The sequence below is a fragment of the Methylomonas lenta genome (assembly GCF_001644015.1).
GTDB classification, from domain to species: Bacteria; Pseudomonadota; Gammaproteobacteria; order Methylococcales; family Methylomonadaceae; genus Methylomonas; species Methylomonas lenta.
Genome location: NZ_LUUI01000109.1, coordinates 40555 through 59942 on the forward strand (window position 1 = coordinate 40555; position 19388 = coordinate 59942).

Consider the following 19388-nt stretch of genomic DNA (forward strand, 5'->3'; position numbering starts at 1 on the left):
TCAAAAAGCGATACCATACACGACCTTTACTCTGGAATCGATAGTCAACCATGCATAATGAGTTTCTAGCCGTCGTTGACGAGCACGATCAAATCATAGACCGCCGCTTGCGCAGTGAAATTCATGCACTAGCCTTGCGTCACCGAGCTGTGCATATTTTGCTATTTAACGCAGCTGGGCAACTATTATTGCAAAAACGCTCGCAGAAAAAAGACCTTAACCAAGGCCTTTGGGACACTTCAGCTGCCGGCCATGTTGATGACGGCGAAACTTACGACATCTGTGCGCCCAGAGAATTGCAGGAAGAACTCGGCGTAACAGCTGATTTAACAGCTTTATTCAAACTGGAACCCACGCCAGACTTAGGCATGGAGTTTATTCAGGTCTATCGCTGTCACCATAACGGCCCTTTTGAATTGGCTGTAGACGAAATAGACGAAAGTCGTTGGCTGGATAAGCATGAAATAGATAAGCGGGTAGATCAGAACGATGTCACATTAACCAAGACTTTTAAAATTATTTGGCGCCTTTATCGGCAGTTGAATATTGATAACTGAGGGTGGACGCTGAGCGCGCCCACCCGTTGAATATTACTCGATAATCATGCGCTGACCGCCACCCTGCTTCTGTTTTTTCAACAGATTCAGCGTTAGTACGCCGTTTTCGTAGCGAGCTTTACTGGCAGACTCGTCAACATCCACCGGCAATTGGAAACTGCGGGACACCTCACCGTAATAGCGTTCACTGCGGAGCGTCTTATCGTCTTTGTTCTGGCTATCTACTTGATTAATTTCGGCACGTACAGTGACTACATTACCGTCTATATTGACGTGAATATTGTCTTTGCTGGCTCCGGGAATTTCTGCCTCAACAACAAATTCGTTGGGATTTTCTTTTACATCGACTTTGATTTGTGCCGGTAAACCATCGCCGTGCAAGGGCTTGATAAAATAACCGGGATTAACGTCGCGAAACAATTCATCAAACAGGCCGTGACTAACAAATGGACTTAGTTTGTTCATGTCTATTCTCCTCTGTGTTTATGAAAAATGCTTTTGATTGCAGAGAAATTATGGCGACGAAATTTGATATTTCAAGCCTAAACAATTCGATTTAAATGCATCGAATATAGACAATCAAACCACGGGAAAAAAATAGATATAAAACAAGCGATTTGGCGGAGCGGACGGGACTCGAACCCGCGACCCCCGGCGTGACAGGCCGGTATTCTAACCAACTGAACTACCGCTCCGCAGTTGGAGCCGCGGATTCTACAGCAAAACTATCAACCGTCAAGCTGAATAGTAAAAATTGACCAAAATTCATGCCAATTTCTTGCTAGCCGCTCTGTTTGTGGCTCCACGTACATTAATAAAGCAGGAGCTGATAAACTAAACCGAACATAATTTGCACGCCCCTCCATCAGCAATAACTGACCTACCCCTATAACCGGACAATCTACTTATTGATAGGCAAGTCAGCAGCAGGATAATATTTTTAATTACTTAACCTTAAGCATGAGCATAGACAACTTATATAAAAAAGGACTTGGCTTATTCTTGCTATGCTCATCAACGAGTTCTTCGGCTGATACTCTATCGTCAGATGTCACCTGGTCAGTTATTGGCCGCAGTGTTTCCATAAGCCAGCCGTCTTTCTCGGCAGTAGGTAGTGGGAGTTTTTCTGCCAATTCAGCAACCGTTAGCTCGGGCTCCAGCGTCACCCTGGCTGGTAGTTTTAACATTCAAGAGGGCGATACCAGTTATTGTCCGTATTGTATTATCCAGCTTTACACAGCCTGGATATCGCCCGCTCAGCCTGGTTCGGCAGGTTTTTTTTCGGGCATCATCTATCCTGGCTTTGGAAGTCAAAGCGGATTAATCCTAAATCAAGAGTTCCAAAGCCCGCCAGCAACCACATTATTGGCACCCAAAGTACCCGGAACCTACTTTATCGGCCTTGGAAGCACACTGGATTTCGACTACCAACCCAATGTGGGCGGCAGCTTCGGAAACGATAGCGATGGTCAACCTGGCTTTGCACCCTTTCAGGTGACGGTAACACCCATTAGCATCGGCTCTAATAATCCAACGAGAAATACCCTAATCACAAACCCTGGTTTCTACTACAGCACCTCCGGCTCCTTCATTAATGACGGCACACTTATCAATAACAATGCCAATCTAACCCACTCCACAGGTATTTTTTCGAACAACAGCTTGTTCTCCAATCAAGGCGCTTTTAATAACACCGGCACACTGACTAATCAGGGAATTATCAACAATGCTGGCGTTATAAATAATCAAGCCAATCTGACCAATCTAACCAGCGGTAACCTCAACATCCAAACCGGTGGCGCACTTAACAATATCGGCAGCCTGACTAATCAGGGAACTATCAACAATGCTGGCGATTTAATCAATCAAGGTAACTTAATCAACACCGGCGAATTAAATAACTCCGGCCTGATCACGAATACCGGCCAATTCAATCTCGCAACCACAGGACAACTAAAAGGCAGCGGAAATTTTTACAATACCGCTCAAGGTATAGTGGAAATTACCGGTTTAGACCCCCATGTCATTGAAGGCAATGTGACCAATGAAGGGGTTTTCAAAGTTACGGACTCGTCAGTCAGTTTTACCGGCAATTTTAGCAATAGTGCCCGCTATGAAAGCGACCCATCCACTAACCTGTTCAACAACCTTTCGATAGGCACTGACGGTTATCTAGTAGCCGATAGCGGCGACACTTTTATCATCACTGGCGATTTCAATAATGCCAGCACCCAAAACACGCTTTGGAATACCGCCAATGCCGACTTGATTTTCACAGGCCCCGTCTCAACGCAGCACACTATGGGGTTGGCCGGTGTCGACCTTGGGATAACAGGCACAGCACCTGCCAACAATTTTTCCTGGAATTCGATAACCCTAAGCAGCGGCAACATGTTGCAATTGATCGACGGCAATAGCACACCCGGCGCAGCGCTCTATACTAGCCGGGTCATTTTACCCGACGGCGTCAATCAACTCAGCAGCATCAGTAGCAATTACAACATCTATTTCGACCCGACACTACCTGAAAACCAATATCTACTAGGTACAGTTTTGCCATTTGGCAGTGGTAATGGACAAATAACACCTTGGAATCTTGTACCTTTTGCCAGCGACACTATCACCGACTCAGCGCTAACGACTAATCAAGAAGACTTCGCCACAGCATTAAACCAGGGCTGCTCGGCACCGACCGGAAGTTTGATCGATCGTTGCATACAGTTGCAGCAACTCAGCTTGTCACAACAAAAGGCAGCTGTCGATTCGTTAACACCTGATCAAGTACCCAGCCAAATGGCTGGCCCGGTTAAATTTAGCTCTACCCGTATGGATGCGCCGCTTGCAAGACTGGCTAGCATACGCGGAGGCGGCGGAAGTTCGCCCTTGTCGTTTAATTTTAATGGTGTTCAGATGTCGACTAGCCAGCTGGCACAAGCACTAGGGTTAAATACGCTAGGTGGTGCTGCCGGTGACGATAACGAACTTTTCCGCGATAGTCCCTTAGGTTTTTTTGTGCAGACCCGGCTTAACTTTGGGAAGCAACAAAACACCTTCTGGGATCGTGGCTTTAACTCGCAAGCGCAAACGGTTACCGTGGGTGCGGACTACCGAATCAACGATAACTTGGTGTCTGGTCTGGCGTTTAATTACACCCACTCAGCAACTGATTACGTTGATTCGGCAGGCCATATGAACAGTGACACCTTTATGGGCGCTGTTTACGGCAGCTACTTCTTGCCAAAAGATTTTTATCTGGATTGGGTAGCCAATTATGGCGGCAATCAATACGCATTCAATCGACAATATGCTTATCAAGGCTTCAACGGACAGTCAAATGCCGATAGCACAGGCGATCAGTACAGCTTTGCCTTGAGCAGCGGAAAGGATGTGAGTTGGCAGGAGTGGGTCATCGGTCCGTACCTGCGCATGGAGTATCTTGGCATGCATATAAAAGGCTATCAGGAACAGGGTGGCGATGGATTCGACCTGACGACCAGCGCCCAAACCAACCAATCACTTATCAGTAGTTTAGGCACCCAAATCGGTTACGCAATCAGCACTTCATGGGGTGTGATCACCCCAGCCGTTCGTGTGGAATGGGATCATCAATATCTAAACGACAACCGCTTAATCGAGATGCGCTTATCTCAAGCCGCGCCAGGGTTCGGTAATTTCATCGTTCAAACCGGCGATCCGGATCGTGACTACGCCAATCTAGGTGGCTCTGTCAGTGCAACCTTACCCAATGGTGGCGCTGGCTTTATCCGTTATGAAACCCGTCTCGGCCAAGCTTATGTTTCAAATCATATTGTAGAAGTGGGTGTCCGCTTATCATTCTGATAATTCCCGATACAACTTGCCAATTTTTGCCTCACAAAGGCCTCAGTAGAGATACCATTATTTACAACATTCACTCCAGATTGATTAGATCGTGAGTGCCAACACAGATTGATAAATACGCGCATCTTCCGCAGAAAAACAACAAAACAGCACTTGAATACCGGACTGCTGGGCACTTAGGTAGTTGTTGACCGTGGTCACCGCTATTTCAGCGGCCTGACGTTTCGGAAAGTGATAAACCCCGGTACTGATACCAGGAAAAGCCACCGACTTTACGGCATGCTGCATAGCTAATTGTAGACAATTTTGATAACAAGCCGCCAACAAGGCCGCTTCATTATGCTGCCCGCCCTGCCAAACCGGCCCCACCGTATGAATCACATATTTCGCCGGCAACTGATAAGCGCCAGTAATCTTGGCTGCCCCGGTTTCACAACCATCCAACAAAAGACATTCGGCCAACAACTCCGACCCTGCTGCACGATGAATCGCTCCATCCACCCCACCACCGCCCAATAATGAACGATTAGCAGCATTAACAATGGCATCGACATTTAAAGTCGTAATATCGGCTTGCAACACAGTCATGAAGTTTTGCATATTTCACCCGGCAAAATTAAATGCGCATTATAAAAAAGTAATCCATGCAGCGATAAAGCTGGTAATTTCAACACAATTGTTGATGACTGTGGTTTACTGCTAAAAAAACGCATCAAACGTTTTACGGAGCTAAAAAATGTCGACATATTGCTATGTGTATACCAGTGTTTCCAAACACAAATGGTCAGACGACGAGCTAAAAAACTTGCTCAATAAATCCAGACACAAAAATGCAAGCTACAACATTTCGGGCATGCTGCATTATCTCGACCCGTTTTTTATTCAGATTTTAGAGGGCGAAGAACAGTTAGTAAATGAGCTGTTTAACACCATCAAACAAGACCCCCGACACTTTAAGGTCTCGCTGATCTATAAAAAACCCATAGAAGAACGCTCATTTGCCGATTGGAGCATGGGCTTTAATGTCGTCAATAAAGAAAAAATCGCTGATATTAAAGGCTTCTCGGATTTCTTAGAAAACCCGCCAGCTCAACCCTCGCCAATTCACCATGAAATCGTTAGATTGTTAACAATGTTTAAAAATGAGACCTTGTTTTAAATCATAAAAACAATCTGGCGCTTGATAGCGGCACAAACCTAATTTTAAAGATGGCCGCCAATCGGCTATTTCCCCTAAAATAAAATAATATGGCTTACATATTATTGAGATATAAAATACAATATCTCAAGCTGATTGCTATGGATAAAATATTGGCATTGCCAGGAGAAACTTTTTGAAACAATCTTTTTACGACCTAAACTATTCAGATTTAGAAACTGTTATACATGAAAATAACTTAAATAATTCAGCAGCGGCAGTTCTTTTTAATTGGTACTATAAGAAAAAAGAAAATGTTCAATGCCTTGATAAAATCGCCAAATCTTCATTAGCGTTTTTTGAAGAAAATTTCGACTTTTCTCTCCCCGAAGTCGATACGGTTTATGAGTCAAAAAATGATCGAACAGTAAAATTTCTTTTCAAGTTTAAAGACAATCATAAAGTTGAAACTGTCCTTATTCCGTTTCATAATAAATATTCTATTTGCCTTTCATCACAGGTTGGCTGTGCAATGAATTGTTCTTTTTGTTTTACCGGAGAACAAGGGCTTAAAAGAAATTTAACGACAAGTGAAATAGTTGGCCAGTTTCTCCAGGCTTGGCGTTGGCTAGCAAACAACAGGCCTGGAGAAGAGAGGATTTTAAATATTGTTTTTATGGGACAAGGCGAACCTTTACATAATTTTGATGCCGTTAAAAAAGCCTGTGAAATCTTTCTATCACAACACGGCACTTCAATTGGTGTTCAAAAAATTACTATATCAACTGCTGGTTATATTCCCGGACTTAAAAGATGGAGCCAGGAAATCCCTGGCGTGAACCTGGCGTTATCTCTTCATTCCCCCTTTGAAGAAAAGAGAAATGAACTTATTCCCATTAATAAAAAATATCCGCTTGATGAGGTATTGAAATATATTGATAAGATACCTTTAATTAAAAAGCAATTTATTACTTATGAATATATTCTGATAAAAGATTTTAATGACTCGCCGGATGATGCTAAAAAGTTGGGAACGATACTATCTGGTAAAAGTGCTTATATAAACCTAATTCCTTTTAACTCATTCCCAGGATCACATTACAAACGTCCCGATTTAGATAAAATTGAAAAGTTTAAAGCAGTTTTAGATACTTTTAAAATACCAACTTTAATAAGAATTGCTAAAGGCGATGATGTATTAGCAGCATGCGGGCAACTCAATTCTAAAAATTAAAGCTATCAAGCGCCAGTAAATGGGGCCAGAGTGAGTCGACAAAACGACTGCCTGCGGTTGACTTTGCCTATCCCCAATTGCAGCCACCGGCTAATTTTGCTCTGCCAACAATTCAGCTATAGCAGACTTTGCATTACATTGCTTTACTGCTTCTGCAAGCTGAGATTCATTCAATTTATGCTTGATAGCCTTAGCACCATTAAATTCGAAATCCTGGTAATCTTTTTTGGCAAAGGTAACGATCTGACATTTTTTGAAGGGCGAATTTTCAAATGGCATTTCTGTAGAACTTAATGCTTCAATGCCTTCCGAGCTGGGCGCATAAATTAAGAACTCACCCTTCATCGCGAGTACCGCACGATATTGGTTTGCAGTAGTGAAATATAAACAGCCTACCTCAATCTCTTTTTCGCTTAGGCCTACATTTTTAACTTTTTTGTTCTTTTTCATGTTTCAAACTAATTTTAGTAAATAACGACAAGACTGAATCTATCAGCGTGAAGTTGAGTTATGGATGTAATAGAATTTTTCTCACACCCGGTTGATCGGCATGATCAAATGCAGCTAAACCTTGATTCAAGTGATAACGCCCGTCAATCAGACTTTCAATCGGTATCAGTTGCTGTTTTAACAGTGTCAGTGCATCAGCAAAGGGGCCGCAACGTGAACCCAGGATAGTCAATTCTGCGACGACCACTTTACTTAAATCAACGGGCTCCAGAGTTGAAAAGGTACTTTTCAACATCAGAATACCGCGCGGCCTAAGGATTCTTAACGCTTGCCGAAAACCACTAACCTGCCCGCTAGCATCTACCACGCATTCGAAGCAATTATCGGCAATATCTTGAATCAAGGCAGTCTTCAGTTGCCAGTGCCGGGGCAATGCTAATGAACTTTCGGATCGTCCAAGCACGGTCACTTCATAACCAGCCAATGCCAAAACCTGGGCAATCAACAGACCTAATCGTCCTGGCCCAATCACCGCTATCACCTTAATGGCTATTGATTCCAACTGTTTGACGACACGTATCGCAGCAGCTAATGGTTCGGTAAATACAGCGGCCTCATCAGAAACCTCATCCGGCACCGAATAAAGGTTGGCAACAGGTAGCGAAAAATATTCAGCAAATACGCCATCCTTACCGCGAATACCCAGCACCTTGCGGTTTTGGCAATGTTCAGCGCCCTCTTTCAGACATGCATCACAATGATTGCAACCGATATTAATCGATCCCACTACCCGTCGATTAAGCCATTGCTGATGTTCGGGGTTATCAACGGCTTCGACCACACCGACAAATTCATGCCCAAGGATGCCGGTAAAACCGGCGTAGCCTTTCACCAACTCCAGATCAGTGGCGCAAATTCCTGCCAAACTCAATCGTATCAAGGCTTGATCGGCACTAACGTTTGGTTTGGCAATATCCGGACAATACGATAATCCGTTGTTCAGTCGTAAAGCCTGCATTGTGTGATTAACTAAAAGTTAGGAAAGTATCTGTTTATAATACCGCCTGTTGTGCTTCAGGATAGCTGCCTAACGCTGCGACAATAATAATATCATCGCCAACCACATTAGCAGAAACTGATATAATTGCATTTTTTAACTTCATTATTTATCAATGATAAACATCCAAGAACTCTCTACAATCGAATTACAAAAACTGATTACAGATGCTCAAGCTGAATTAGAAACCAAGCAAAACGGCATGCGTAAAGACGTTATTGCGCAAATTAAAGAATTAGCATCGTCTATTAACGTAACAGTCGAGATCATTGAGGATAAAAAATCCAAAAAAACCAAATCTTTTGTCCCTGCTAAATATGCTAACCCCAACAATCCGTCAGACACCTGGACCGGTCGTGGTTTAGCACCAAAATGGATGCAAGCTTTGATTGCTGAAGGTCGTAGCAAAGACGAGTTTTTGATTCGTTAATCAAATAAAATGTCTGTCAGCGGATGGTGATTGGGTTCATGATCCGCTTTACCCCTATTGATAGAAGCGTTTGCCTGACCAACTTATAACGGATTCAATCCCTATCCTGCCTGGTATTTCTGGCAATCAAATAACCTAACCATCTCCTAATGCTGGAGGCGAGCTTTAGGCCTTTTGAGTTAACTCACTATATCGAGCAATAAGGACATATGCCCCGCTTTAACAACCGCACGGATAATTTAACTTATCAAATTAGTCTATTGGCAAGTTTTTTTGCCTCAAGCAACGATTATCAATCGCTCGCACTCACCAATGGCAAAATCGAGTTTGTCGACTCAAATAATAATTGCCATCACATCGATATCCTGAGTATTGAATCGGGCGTGACTATTCATTCAGGCTGGTTTTGGGATGTTTTGGTCATTAGCATTCAAGATAAGCAAGTTTTCCATTTCGGCGGCATAGAAAAAGCACTATCCAGGCAACTGCAATCCAAGCTTAACAACAATATTCGAAGTTACATCCAGCGGTTTTACCAACAGTTCGAACCGGCTTTAAATCAAGCTGCACAGGAAGCCAAGCTACTATTTACCGGTCATCATTACATCCGGCATGCCACAGCTCATCAATGGTTAAAATCCCATCAATGGTTAGCAGCAGGATTCAAACGTAAAGACTGCCAACGTCATCTCAAACCAGAAGTCTTGCTGGATTATCAACTGATATTGCCACTGCTTGAGGGTGGACATCGTCAGGTCGAAAGTTTGAATCAGGCATTCATTGATCGACAGTTCCTCAGATACCAATCCTATTTCGACAAAGTAGAAACCAATCCACTAACCGAGCATCAGCGGCGGGCGTGCATCATCGATGAGCAGCATAACTTGGTACTCGCCGGCGCAGGCACTGGAAAAACCAGCACGATGATAGGTCGTGCCGGCTACTTGATCAATGCTGGTTTAGCCAAACCCAATCAGATATTGATGCTGGCCTATGCTCGCAAGGCTGCCGAAGAAATGTCTGAGCGCATCAAAGAAAAACTTGCCATCGAAGACCTGACTGTGAAGACTTTTCATGGCCTTGGCAAACATATCATTTCCCAAGTTGAAGAGATGGTGCCGTTAATTGACAAAATGGCCGAAGATCCCGAATTACGCACTCGATTTGTTGATGCACAGATTCAATTGCTACTGCAAGATGACCGCTATAAATCACGCCTGTTGACCTATTTTGTTCGTTTTAACCATCCGTATAAAAGTCAGTATGACTTTGATAGCCTGGGTGCTTATAACCAATACATATTGGAAAACGACATTCGAACCCTGCAGGGCGAGTTGGTCAAAAGCTATGAAGAATGCGAGATTGCCAATTTTCTCTACCGGCAAGGTGTTCGTTACCAATATGAAGCCAATTATCAGGTCAACACATCCGGGCCGGATTATAAAGTTTACCAGCCTGACTTCTATCTGCCCGAGTACGGTATTTATATTGAACACTTTGCCGTCAATGAACACAACCAAACCCCGCCGTTTATTGATCAAGAAAGTTATTTGGCGGGCATGGCCTGGAAACGTGGCTTACACCAGAAACACAAAACCCCGCTGATCGAAACTTACAGCTACTTGAAGCATCAAGGCCGGTTAACCGATGCGCTAAGCGAAAAATTATTGGCTGCCGGTGTCGAGTTCAAGCCCGTCCCCGCCAACCAATTACTAAACAATCTAAAAGAATTAGGCCGAGTATCGGAATTCAGCCAATTAATCACCGATATTCTAACTCAATTCAAATCGGCCAATCTCACCATTAAAAACCTGGTTGAGCTTGCCAAAGAACATGAAGACCACGAGCGCATGTTGGCAGCCGCGTATTTGTTCGAACCTCTCTATGAGGCCTACCAACTCTATTTACGTGATCAGGCCAGCATCGATTTTGATGACATGATAGGTCGAGCGATTGACTATGTAGAATCCGGTCGCTTTCGATCGCCTTATCTTTATTTGCTGGTCGATGAATTTCAGGATATTTCCGCCAGTCGTGCCCGACTATTGAAAGCCTTAATGGGACACAACCCACAGAGTAGCCTGTTTTGCGTCGGCGATGACTGGCAGTCGATCTACCGCTTTTCCGGCAGCGATGTTTCGTTGACCAAAGACTTTGAACATCACTTTGGTGCGACTGCAACCAGTGTCCTGGATAAAACCTTCCGATTTAATAATAAAATTGGCGAGGTGGCCTCTCGTTTTGTCACCCAGAATCCCAGTCAAATCAAAAAAGACATCAGCAGTCACCGGCATGTTGAGCATACCGCCGTATCGCTGATTAAGACTAACCAGGATATGGTCGGTATTCATGCTGCATTAACGGCCATCAGCGCTAAGTCAACCCAGCAAGCCAGCGTCTTGTTGCTAGCCCGGTTTCATTTTAAGAAACCGGAGATGGCCGGTTTAAAAAACCAGTATCCCCAGTTAAAAATTCAATTCATGAGTGTCCATGCATCCAAAGGCAAGGAAGCCGATTATGTGGTGATACTCGGATTGGATAAAGGTAAGCATGGCTTCCCATCCGAAAAAGCCAGCCATCCATTATTGGAGCTGGTGCTACCGAAAGCGGAAGCTTACGAACATGCAGAAGAACGCCGCTTGTTTTATGTGGCGCTGACCCGCGCTAGGCATCATGTCTATTTGATCACCAATGGCAATAATCCTTCGCCGTTTGTCCGCGAGTTGATAGAGCATGGCTACCCTATCGTTGTCGACGAATTCCAGGGAGACGGATTTCAAGCTAAGTTGGCAAACATTGCTTGTAGTCAGTGCCAGACCGGCTATTTGGTACCCAGAGATAGCCGACATGGCAGCTTCTTTGGTTGCAGCGAATATCCGTTATGTGGTCACACTCAACGCGCATGCCAACGTTGCGGCGGCGGATTATTAAATAGCGGCCAATTCAGAGTCTGTGAAAATCGTCGTTGTGATTATGTTGAACCTATTTGCCCTGAATGCGGCGGCACATTAAGTTTGCGTAAAGGGCCATATGGTGAGTTCTGGGGATGTTCTAATTATCGCAAGGATGCCGAGTATTCGTGCGCCTATAAAGAGAAGTTTATTGATTTGCAGGTCGCAAAACGCAGATGATTCAGGCATACCCATATTCAATTTTTAAGCCTTAGCCGCTAAACCCGATCGACAAGCCATTCAAACGTCGTGATATTTAACATTATCAGTGTAACCCAAGCGAATGGAAGCGGAAATAATAGCCCGTGCTAATTTCGAGGTGTTGGCCGGGTTTAACATGTAGTCCACGAAATTGTCATCGTCGACACGCTCCAACGCATTGATTACCTCGTCGTCCTGTAACAAGGCCTTGTTCAAAGGAAGCAACGCTCCTGATTGAATGATGAATTCGCCTAGCTCAATGATATGGCAGGCGAACACCATACCTGTCTCGGCTGTTTTTGCCAGTTGATAGTCAACCAGCGTAATGCGGGTTTTTATGAATACATCGACAGCTGTTATTTCGTTAATATGATTGGTTGCTTCAATTTGAAAGACTGCAAAACGGGCAATACGCATACGGGCTAGCAGTGCTTGTTCGTATTCACTCAAGGTATTTTTGTGCAAGCGAAGATATTTTTCAGCCATATTGAAACCGTTAGGCCGAAACGCATAGACCCTATAGTCCATGAGCAAGTCGACTTCGGCATCGTTGTTAAAACTTAAGGACTTCTGGTGCCATAACCCCAAATGTTTCGCACAAGTCTTAACTTCATTGATATTGGGATTTTTCAAAATGCGTTTATGCAAATCAAAGAGTGCACGACGAATATTGGGGTAATCGGCGGCGCTGAAATTAACTTCGGTCATAAGGAATAAGATCTGGCTAAAATTTAGGGTTGAACGAACAATTGAGATAGTCGCTGATAATCAGGCAAAGAATATAGTAAGGAATCATGATGGAACGTAGGTGTGCAATTGAAACCTGCTCAACTCGCAATCGTCACCGAATTTCAGCTTGAATTAACGGCAACTAAAAATACAGCTCGTCTCAGTTTGACTGATTATCTCTCCAATCTACAAACCAAGCCGTCAATTCGCGCGCGTCCCCCATGCCTTTAAGCTGCCGATCTATAGCATCCTGGTTACCCCAGACTACGTCATTTAACTCACCGTTATCCACTTGAGATTCGATGTCTTTACAGTAAAGCCCCTTATCTCGTTGAACATAAAACCCATAAGTACGACACGCAATGGGGCGAAACAAATATACCCGACAAGTCCCCGTTGACCGATCCAATAACGGACAGACGATAGGCCGAGATTTTTGCACAGCTAGCGCAGCGACATCTTGACCAATGCCCTGCAGCAATTCCTGGGGCAATCCAGCCAGCCCTTCCCGCAGCAAAGTCCATTCAGCTTCAGTAAGCACTGGTATTTCTGCAAGCCGGTGGCAACAGCCTGCACAGCCACTGCGACACAGCCAATCAGTGCGTTCGGACCGAATAATGCCTACTCGCTTGTCGATGTCAGAATGAAGTTCGGTGAGTATGCTCATTGATGGCTGCTAGTGGTTGTAGGCATTATATAGGCATCAGCCATTGCAAATTGCTAATGCTCCATTTGCAGTATTAGACACCATCTGGAAATTTCGAGCGCATCATTTGCCGTCGATCCAACTTTTCTCCAGCTACCACAAAGATACCATCGCTGATCGCATGAATGATTCGCTGCTTTCCTGGTAAATCATCAAGGTATGCTTCGATACCGTCAAAAACAAGGATGTTGTACTTTTCAACAATATCGATTACCTTACATTCTACATTTACCAGGCATTCTTTGATCAACAGCGCCTTGACATGCTTTCCCTTAAGCGGCGTCAGTCTGAACTTTTCAATTTTGTCCGTATCGGCTCCGGAACATGCCCCTACTCCGACGACCATCATTTGTCGTAATCAAAACAACTGAGCCTGGTTGTATCAGGGTGAAAGCTTTGCATATTGGCATCGTCTTCATTGCTGCACACCTCATGCTGTTTGACAAATAAGCTAGGCCTTGCTTCAGCAATAGTCTGTTTAAGCAATGGTATGTAGTCACGAATTTTTGTAGCCACAAGCATGCTGCCGATCATTAATAATATATGTGTGAAATGCCAGTTCAGAACTTACGAGTCAACATTTAGCGTTAAAACTTATATGTATAATCTTGCTATATACATTAGTCTCAGGAGGCTTGGCATTAAACGCTTTGCTTGGGTTTTGTAAAGAGCCATCCACACCTGATACGCCATTATGCAAAAATTATCTTTCTGCTCTCGATCATTCGCCTTGTATTTGCTGGTGATGGCTTGCCAGGCTATGGCCGAAGACGAACAAATTGACATGGCCGAATTGAAGCAGATGTCGCTAGAAGACATTCTCAATATCGAAGTAGTGTCCAAAAAAAGCGAAAGCGAGTATTCAGCAGCGGGTATCGTCAGTATCGTCACAGCAGACGACATCAAGCGTTATGGCGGCAATACCTTGGCCGATGTACTCAATCGCGTCACCAGTGTATATATGCTCAGCACCTATATCTGGTCAGACAGCACAGCATCGGTACGTGGCGATGGCTTGACGCATGTCAACAATCACACTCTAGTCCTGATCAATGGTCGGCCATTTCGTGATAGCGCTTACGGCGGCCTCAATGAAACAGTGTTTCGGGATTTTCCGATTCATCAAATCGAACAAGTTGAAGTGGTGCGCGGCGCCGGATCGGTGCTGTACGGCACCAATGCCTTTACTGGCGTCATCAACATCGTCACCAAAAAACGCCAAGACAATGGTGTGACCGTGCGCGGCCGTTACGGCAGCTTTAATACTGGCCAGGTGGAATCCGAGTTTGCCTGGAAAAATGAAGATGCGGCCATCAGCGGCGCCATACGTCACCGCAGCAGCGATGGCTGGTTGGCTTCCGCTACCGATGAGCGCAAACAGCCGGTTTCTTTTCGTAACGACGATGGCGATGTCAGCGCCAGCCTTTGGGGAGCCTGGAAAGACTTGGACTTCAATCTGTATGTGGTGAATAACCAACGTACCCATTGGGGTTCGGTACCGATTGGTTCCGGTCAGGAAATCGAAAATAACCGCTTGTTTTTTGATACCGGCTATCAACATCGCTTTAATGATCATTGGCGAGGCAGCTGGAATTTAACCTACAACAAATTTTCCCAGAACTATAATTTGCCTGTGAATGACGTGATGTATATGACCAATTTATGGGAAAACAATTTGCTCTTCGAACAAACCCATTATTTGTCTTTTTTCGAGGACAAGTTCAATCTGATTTTCGGTGGCTTGGTGGAATGGCAGCAAGGCCAGGTGACTCAAGTTTCGCAGCCCAATACTTTGGACCCCTATGAACAATTAAAGTCGAGTATTTACGGCGATATTAGCTATGCGCTGTTAGATAATCTCAAACTCAATATCGGTGGACAATGGCACCGTTTCGACCCTTTCAAAGAAGGTTCGGTTGATCATGCATCTAGTATAGACGGCGTCGTAGGCCGGGCGGGCCTGGTGTATGAGCTGAATTCAAACTGGGGCGCAAAATTATTATTCGATCAGGCGTATCGAGTGGCAAGTGCCGGGGAAATGGGGGCGAATTCCGCAGTCGTGTTAGGCAACCGTAGCTTGCAGCCAGAAAAAGTTGAATCGGTCGATGCGCAAATTTACTACCACGATGCCGATCGCCAATTATCGTTAACCGCCTTTCAAAGCAAAGTCACCAATTTGATTGTGCGTAACCCTATACCGGATACCACGCCAACCAGGCTGCAATATGTCAATGCCGGCGGCATAACATTCGAAGGTCTGGAATTGGAAACCAAGGCCAAATTATTTGAAGGATTATCCTGGAAAGGCTCATACACCTTTCAAACCAATCGCGATGAGCAGAATCAAAACAATAAAACACAAATGCCCAATCACATGGCAAAAATTGGTTTGAGCTATGATGTTACTGCCGATTTGCAAATCAGCGCCTTCGATACTTACTTCAGTGCCGCTAAAATTGTTGCTTCGTCGCAGGTACTCAATCCGCCGGCCAACAGTTATCATAATGTGACGATCAATAGTAATTATCGATTAAATACCTTGCTTGGTCTTTCCAAAATCAAGCCCATCACCTTCACGCTTTATTTAGACAACTTATTGGATGAGCAATTTTACTATCCGGAATTTAATCGCAAAAATCTAAACACCATTCCCGCATCGCCAGGCCGAATGCTATTCGGTGAAATTGCGCTCGAGTTCTAGTGGTTGGTGCTGGTGAATAAACGTATAGTCTCTTTAATTGTGTCTACGCGAAAGTTGTGTTTCGCTACACTGATTATTATTGGGCTTTATCTGACGCCCCATCAGGTAGTTGCGGTTGAGTCCAGCGAATTGATTCGCGCATCGATCATCGAAAAGATTGCCCGCTTCATTACCTGGCCACCATTCAATGCCGAACAATTCAATCTCTGCGTTTCCAGTAAAGCACCTTTGCTGCCAGCCATTCAAAGTTATTATGCCAATGAAACCCTGGCAAATAAATCTGTCAAAATAATGATTTTCGACAATACCGATAAACTTAACCAGTGCCAGATTATTTATGTCAATTCAGAGATCAAGGATCAATTAGGCCCTATATTAACGGCAGTTCAGCAATCCTCTGTGCTGATTATTGCAGAAAACAAAAATGCCGTTGAAGCAGGAGCGCACATCGATTTTTATATTGATGACAAAAAAATCAATATAGAACTCAACCGCACGGCGTTAGAGCAAAGCGGATTAACAGCCAGTTACCATTTACTGAAGGTGGTGCGTCTTGTTGACTAGATTCAAGCGCTGGCAGACCAATCAGCCCATTAAGCGCAAACTGATTTGGGTGGTGATGTTTGTGGTCACAACGACCATTATCAGCACCTTCTCTTTTATGTTCTGGATTAAAACCGTCCAGCAGCGGCAAGACTTTGTACAAACCAATATGGCTTGGGCCAAATTGGTTGCCGATTTTACAGTTTTACCGTTGGTATTCGAAGATGTCGCAGCCATTGAGGGACATTTTGGGCAACTGTCTAAAGATTCGCGTTTGGCCTATTTGAAATTGACGAGTCCGAAAAAAGTATTTTTTAAATACGATCCGCAAAACATTGAAGCGGGCTTGCCGGATTTGACAGAAAATCAGCAATGGCTGTTGGGTGACGATTATTTTCATTTTCAAATCGCTATCCACCAGGACAATCAACTCGTCGGTACTTTGCGTGCAGCACTGCATTTAGACGAATTAAAGCAACAGCAATTACGCGAATTGCAATTCATGTTGTTAATTCTGTTATTGGCAATGCTGGGTAGTTATGGCATGGCGCGAGGCTTGCGCCGTTTTATCATGTCGCCTATTTCCCGTTTGGAACAGCATACCCGGCGAAATGCTGCTAAAACCCATTCCACTGATTTGCTGCTCGACGCGCCAAAAACCAACGATGAAATCAGTCGCCTGTATGACTCGTTCAATTTGTTGATGAGGCGCATTGAGCAACGGGAAAGTGAAATTCTACAGTTCAATAGCGAGCTTGAATCAAAAGTAGCGCAGCGTACCAAAGAATTGCATGCCAAATCCAATGAATTAGATAACTATTTCAATAGTTCGCTTGATTTATTTTGCATCACTGATTTTCATGGCTATTTTCTTAAAGTCAATCCCCGCTGGCATGATACTTTAGGTTATTCTGATCATGAACTACAGAGGCAGCCCTTTTTTGCCTTCGTCCATCCCGATGATCAGCAAAGAACCCAGCAAGCGATGGCCGAATTGCGGGAAAGGCTTTATCTAAGCAATTTCGTCAACCGTTATCGACATCATAATGACTCATATCTTTGGATTGAATGGTCTTGCATCGTCAAAGACCAATTAATTTATGCGGCTGCACGAGATATTAGCGAACGCAAACATGCCGAGGAAGGTTTGCGATTGTCGAATTTGGTATTTCAAAATAGCAGTGAAGGAATGGTTGTTGTCAATGCCGATAATGCCATTTTGTCAGTCAACCCTGCTTTTTCGATGATTACAGGTTATAGCCAGGACGAAGTGATTGGTAGGGATCCAAAATTGCTTGGCTCAGGAAGTCAAGAAACCGAGTTTTACCGCAATATGTGGCAAGAATTGAACAGCACGGGCCATTGGCAAGGCGAAATTAACAATAGGCATAAAAATGGTCAAATCTATGTCGAACACCTGACCATCAACAATGTTTACGATGATTTAGGCAAGGTTATTCGCCGCGTCGGCTTGTTTTCCGATATCACCGAGAAGAAAAAATCCGAAAAACAAATATGGTATCAGGCCAATTATGATTCACTGACCGAATTACCGAATCGACGCTTATTTGCCGATCGCTTGCAGCAAGAAATTCGCAAGGCCAAACGCGAAAAATACCTTATGGCGTTGTTATTTCTGGATTTGGATCGTTTTAAAGAAGTCAATGATTCCTATGGCCATAAAATAGGCGATGCTTTGTTGATCGAAGCAGCGCACCGAATCAGCCAGTGCGTTCGGGAATCGGACACCGTGTCGCGTTTGGGTGGCGATGAATTTACCGTGATTCTCAGTGAAATAATCGATATTTCCGACGTTGATCGTATTGCCAAGGCGATAATCGATGCGCTTTGCCAACCTTATTTCTTTAATACAGACCATATCTTTATATCCGCCAGCATCGGAATTGCACTTTATCCTTCCGACACCACGCAGGAAGACGATTTGGTCCGCTTTGCCGACCAAGCCATGTATGCTGCCAAAAATAAAGGCCGTAATGGCTTTTGCTTTTTTATGCCTAGCATGCAGGAAGCATCACAAAATCGCATGTTAATGCTAACTCATTTGCATTTGGCGATTCAACGCCAGGAATTTGTAGTTTTCTATCAACCGATAATTGACTTGCAATCGGGGGCTATTTACAAAGCCGAGGCTTTGATTCGCTGGCAGCACCCCAGTCAAGGGTTAGTGAGTCCTGCCGATTTTATTCCAATCGCCGAAGAACATGGCCTGATTCACGAAATCGGTCAATGGGTGTTTCATCAAGTGGTAGATCAGTTCAAAGATTGGCAAGCGCAATATCAAACCCATTTGCAAATTTCCGTAAATGTCTCGCCACTGCAATTTCAGGGCCTGGACAACTTTGTCGAAGAATGGCTGCTTTACCTGCAAACTGCCGGAATTGCGCCGGACAATATCATTATCGAAATCACCGAAGGAGTATTGCTGGAAGCCAATACTAAAGCCATGGAAAAATTATTCGCCTTTGCTGATAATGACATGCAGATTGCTATCGATGATTTTGGCACTGGTTATTCTTCTTTATCCTATTTGACCAAGTTTGATATTCATTTTTTAAAAATCGATAAATCATTCGTCAATAATCTAACACCCGAATCAAATGATTTGACTTTGATTAAAGCCATTATCATTCTGGCCCATCAATTAGGCTTGAAAGTGATAGCCGAGGGCGTGGAAACAGAATTGCAACGCGATTTGTTGCAGCAAATGGGTTGTGATTTTGCCCAAGGCTACCTGTATTCCAAGCCCCTGTCGGCAGCCGAGTTTACCCATTTTTTGTAGCAATCAATTGCATACCTTAGCTCGCTTTTTAATAAGGATTTCGCCAAAATT

General features: G+C 44.1%; 16 protein-coding genes and 1 tRNA gene. 9 read left to right on the forward strand and 8 right to left on the reverse strand.

Going from position 1 to position 19388, the window contains the following annotated elements:
• Positions 1 to 50: 50 nt before the first annotated feature.
• On the forward strand, positions 51 to 557 hold the full coding sequence (locus A1359_RS12165) for an NUDIX hydrolase (RefSeq protein ID WP_066983059.1): 507 nt from the start codon (positions 51 to 53) through the stop codon (positions 555 to 557).
• Positions 558 to 590: 33 nt separating this feature from the next.
• Here A1359_RS12165 and A1359_RS12170 read toward each other — a convergent pair whose 3' ends face one another.
• Positions 591 to 1022 carry an Hsp20/alpha crystallin family protein gene (locus A1359_RS12170; protein ID WP_066983062.1) on the reverse strand — a complete coding sequence of 144 codons (432 nt, stop codon included), beginning with the start codon at positions 1020 to 1022 and terminating at the stop codon, positions 591 to 593.
• Between the two features lie 153 nt (positions 1023 to 1175).
• Positions 1176 to 1252, reverse strand: a tRNA-Asp gene (locus A1359_RS12175).
• A gap of 265 nt (positions 1253 to 1517) precedes the next feature.
• On the opposite strand from A1359_RS12175, the gene A1359_RS12180 reads away from it, so the two are divergent.
• The gene (locus A1359_RS12180) at positions 1518 to 4397 is read left to right on the forward strand and encodes an autotransporter family protein (RefSeq protein WP_066983065.1); all 2880 of its coding nucleotides are present in this window, start codon (positions 1518 to 1520) and stop codon (positions 4395 to 4397) included.
• 84 nt (positions 4398 to 4481) lie between these two features.
• On the opposite strand, the gene A1359_RS12185 is transcribed toward A1359_RS12180, so the two are convergent.
• Entirely contained in the window at positions 4482 to 4997 is a 516-nt protein-coding gene (locus tag A1359_RS12185; protein ID WP_066983068.1) for an O-acetyl-ADP-ribose deacetylase, read from the reverse strand.
• Between the two features lie 136 nt (positions 4998 to 5133).
• Here A1359_RS12185 and A1359_RS12190 point away from each other — a divergent pair, with 136 nt between their 5' ends.
• Both A1359_RS12190 and rlmN read left to right on the forward strand, forming a co-directional pair.
• Positions 5134 to 5556 (forward strand): BLUF domain-containing protein, encoded by a 423-nt coding sequence (locus A1359_RS12190; protein ID WP_066983071.1) that lies wholly within the window; start codon positions 5134 to 5136, stop codon positions 5554 to 5556.
• A 175-nt stretch (positions 5557 to 5731) separates the two neighbouring features.
• Positions 5732 to 6769, forward strand: a complete 1038-nt coding sequence (gene rlmN / locus A1359_RS12195; protein WP_066983074.1) for a 23S rRNA (adenine(2503)-C(2))-methyltransferase RlmN — start codon at positions 5732 to 5734, stop codon at positions 6767 to 6769.
• Positions 6770 to 6859: 90 nt separating this feature from the next.
• Here the strand turns inward: rlmN and A1359_RS12200 are convergent, their stop codons facing one another.
• Both A1359_RS12200 and A1359_RS12205 read right to left on the reverse strand, forming a co-directional pair.
• Entirely contained in the window at positions 6860 to 7219 is a 360-nt protein-coding gene (locus A1359_RS12200) for a hypothetical protein (RefSeq protein WP_066983078.1), read from the reverse strand.
• 58 nt (positions 7220 to 7277) lie between these two features.
• The gene (locus tag A1359_RS12205) at positions 7278 to 8237 is read right to left on the reverse strand and encodes an MDR/zinc-dependent alcohol dehydrogenase-like family protein (protein WP_066983080.1); all 960 of its coding nucleotides are present in this window, start codon (positions 8235 to 8237) and stop codon (positions 7278 to 7280) included.
• Between the two features lie 154 nt (positions 8238 to 8391).
• On the opposite strand from A1359_RS12205, the gene A1359_RS12210 reads away from it, so the two are divergent.
• Complete coding sequence (locus tag A1359_RS12210; protein ID WP_066983083.1) at positions 8392 to 8706, forward strand: H-NS histone family protein; 315 nt, start codon at positions 8392 to 8394, stop codon at positions 8704 to 8706.
• Positions 8707 to 8915: 209 nt separating this feature from the next.
• The gene (locus A1359_RS12215; RefSeq protein WP_066983086.1) at positions 8916 to 11837 is read left to right on the forward strand and encodes a UvrD-helicase domain-containing protein; all 2922 of its coding nucleotides are present in this window, start codon (positions 8916 to 8918) and stop codon (positions 11835 to 11837) included.
• Between the two features lie 60 nt (positions 11838 to 11897).
• Here the strand turns inward: A1359_RS12215 and A1359_RS12220 are convergent, their stop codons facing one another.
• The 3 genes from A1359_RS12220 to A1359_RS12230 all read right to left on the reverse strand — a co-directional run bounded on the left by A1359_RS12220 (position 11898) and on the right by A1359_RS12230 (position 13642).
• Positions 11898 to 12566: a hypothetical protein gene (locus A1359_RS12220; protein WP_066983089.1), complete on the reverse strand. Its 669-nt coding sequence runs from the start codon at positions 12564 to 12566 to the stop codon at positions 11898 to 11900.
• 181 nt (positions 12567 to 12747) lie between these two features.
• Positions 12748 to 13254, reverse strand: a complete 507-nt coding sequence (locus A1359_RS12225; RefSeq protein WP_066983092.1) for a YkgJ family cysteine cluster protein — start codon at positions 13252 to 13254, stop codon at positions 12748 to 12750.
• A 73-nt stretch (positions 13255 to 13327) separates the two neighbouring features.
• Positions 13328 to 13642: a hypothetical protein gene (locus tag A1359_RS12230; RefSeq protein WP_232322198.1), complete on the reverse strand. Its 315-nt coding sequence runs from the start codon at positions 13640 to 13642 to the stop codon at positions 13328 to 13330.
• A 345-nt stretch (positions 13643 to 13987) separates the two neighbouring features.
• Between A1359_RS12230 and A1359_RS12235 the strand changes: the two genes are divergently transcribed.
• The 3 genes from A1359_RS12235 to A1359_RS12245 are packed head-to-tail and all read left to right on the forward strand — an operon-like array spanning position 13988 to position 19337.
• Positions 13988 to 15994 carry a TonB-dependent receptor plug domain-containing protein gene (locus A1359_RS12235; RefSeq protein ID WP_066983095.1) on the forward strand — a complete coding sequence of 669 codons (2007 nt, stop codon included), beginning with the start codon at positions 13988 to 13990 and terminating at the stop codon, positions 15992 to 15994.
• Between the two features lie 12 nt (positions 15995 to 16006).
• Positions 16007 to 16558: a YfiR family protein gene (locus tag A1359_RS12240; protein ID WP_198159341.1), complete on the forward strand. Its 552-nt coding sequence runs from the start codon at positions 16007 to 16009 to the stop codon at positions 16556 to 16558.
• Positions 16548 to 19337: an EAL domain-containing protein gene (locus tag A1359_RS12245; protein WP_066983101.1), complete on the forward strand. Its 2790-nt coding sequence runs from the start codon at positions 16548 to 16550 to the stop codon at positions 19335 to 19337. Before A1359_RS12240 ends, A1359_RS12245 begins: the two co-directional genes overlap by 11 nt.
• The last annotated feature ends 51 nt before the right edge of the window (positions 19338 to 19388 follow it).

What these genes read in the sequence shown, in the direction of transcription:
- A1359_RS12205 (WP_066983080.1), bottom strand. Translation starts at nt 8,237, where the DNA reads ATGCAGGCTTTACGACTGAACAACGGATTATCGTATTGTCCGGATATT.
- A1359_RS12185 (WP_066983068.1), bottom strand. Translation starts at nt 4,997, where the DNA reads ATGCAAAACTTCATGACTGTGTTGCAAGCCGATATTACGACTTTAAAT.
- A1359_RS12165 (WP_066983059.1), top strand. Translation starts at nt 51, where the DNA reads ATGCATAATGAGTTTCTAGCCGTCGTTGACGAGCACGATCAAATCATA.
- A1359_RS12170 (WP_066983062.1), bottom strand. Translation starts at nt 1,022, where the DNA reads ATGAACAAACTAAGTCCATTTGTTAGTCACGGCCTGTTTGATGAATTG.
- A1359_RS12190 (WP_066983071.1), top strand. Translation starts at nt 5,134, where the DNA reads ATGTCGACATATTGCTATGTGTATACCAGTGTTTCCAAACACAAATGG.
- A1359_RS12215 (WP_066983086.1), top strand. Translation starts at nt 8,916, where the DNA reads ATGCCCCGCTTTAACAACCGCACGGATAATTTAACTTATCAAATTAGT.
- A1359_RS12225 (WP_066983092.1), bottom strand. Translation starts at nt 13,254, where the DNA reads ATGAGCATACTCACCGAACTTCATTCTGACATCGACAAGCGAGTAGGC.
- A1359_RS12180 (WP_066983065.1), top strand. Translation starts at nt 1,518, where the DNA reads ATGAGCATAGACAACTTATATAAAAAAGGACTTGGCTTATTCTTGCTA.
- A1359_RS12230 (WP_232322198.1), bottom strand. Translation starts at nt 13,642, where the DNA reads ATGATGGTCGTCGGAGTAGGGGCATGTTCCGGAGCCGATACGGACAAA.
- A1359_RS12210 (WP_066983083.1), top strand. Translation starts at nt 8,392, where the DNA reads ATGATAAACATCCAAGAACTCTCTACAATCGAATTACAAAAACTGATT.
- A1359_RS12220 (WP_066983089.1), bottom strand. Translation starts at nt 12,566, where the DNA reads ATGACCGAAGTTAATTTCAGCGCCGCCGATTACCCCAATATTCGTCGT.
- A1359_RS12235 (WP_066983095.1), top strand. Translation starts at nt 13,988, where the DNA reads ATGCAAAAATTATCTTTCTGCTCTCGATCATTCGCCTTGTATTTGCTG.
- A1359_RS12200 (WP_066983078.1), bottom strand. Translation starts at nt 7,219, where the DNA reads ATGAAAAAGAACAAAAAAGTTAAAAATGTAGGCCTAAGCGAAAAAGAG.